Source organism: Pseudomonas sp. K8 (assembly GCF_014889455.1).
Lineage (GTDB): Bacteria > Pseudomonadota > Gammaproteobacteria > Pseudomonadales > Pseudomonadaceae > Aquipseudomonas > Aquipseudomonas veronii.
In genome coordinates, this window is record NZ_VJWO01000164.1 from 1 (window position 1) to 704 (window position 704).

Here is a 704-nt window from a genome sequence, read left to right on the forward strand (position 1 = left end):
CTTCAATGTGCTTGTCGTTGATCTTCACGCCCTGCAGGCGGTACACGTCCTGGATTTCCTTGACCAGGTAGGCAGCCAGCGGTTCGACACCCAGCAGGCGCAGGATGTCCTGCGGGCTCGGCTCGCCGTCCACGATGGTTTCGCCCTTGGTCACGTGCTCGCCTTCGAACACGATCACCTGGCGGTACTTCGGGATCAGCTCTTCGTGTTCCGAACCATCGGTGTCCTTGATGATCAGGCGCTGCTTGCCCTTGGTGTCCTTGCCGAAGCTGATGATGCCCGAACGCTCGGCCAGGATCGCCGGATCCTTCGGCTTGCGTGCTTCGAACAGATCGGCCACGCGCGGCAGACCACCGGTGATGTCGCGGGTCTTGGACGCTTCCTGCGGGATCTTGGCGACCACGTCGCCCACGCCGACGGCGGCGCCGTCCTGCAGGTTGACGATGGAACGCGGCGGCAGCAGGTACTGGGCCGGCAGGTCGGTGTTCGGGATGGTCAGGTCATTGCCCTTGGCATCCACGATGCGCACGATCGGGCGCAGCTCCTTGGCCTGCGAGCCACGACGCTTCGGGTCGGTGATTTCGCGCGAGGCCAGGCCGGTCAGTTCGTCGGTCTTCTCGATGACGGTGACGCCGTCGATGAAGTCGATGAAGCGAATGAAACCGGCTACTTCGGACACGATCGGGTGGTTATGCGGATCCCAG

1 pseudogene is annotated in these 704 nt (G+C 63.4%); it reads right to left on the reverse strand.

The features are described 5' to 3' along the window. Window positions 1–704, reverse strand: a pseudogene (locus tag INT12_RS30745) (DNA-directed RNA polymerase subunit beta'); the annotation flags it as partial.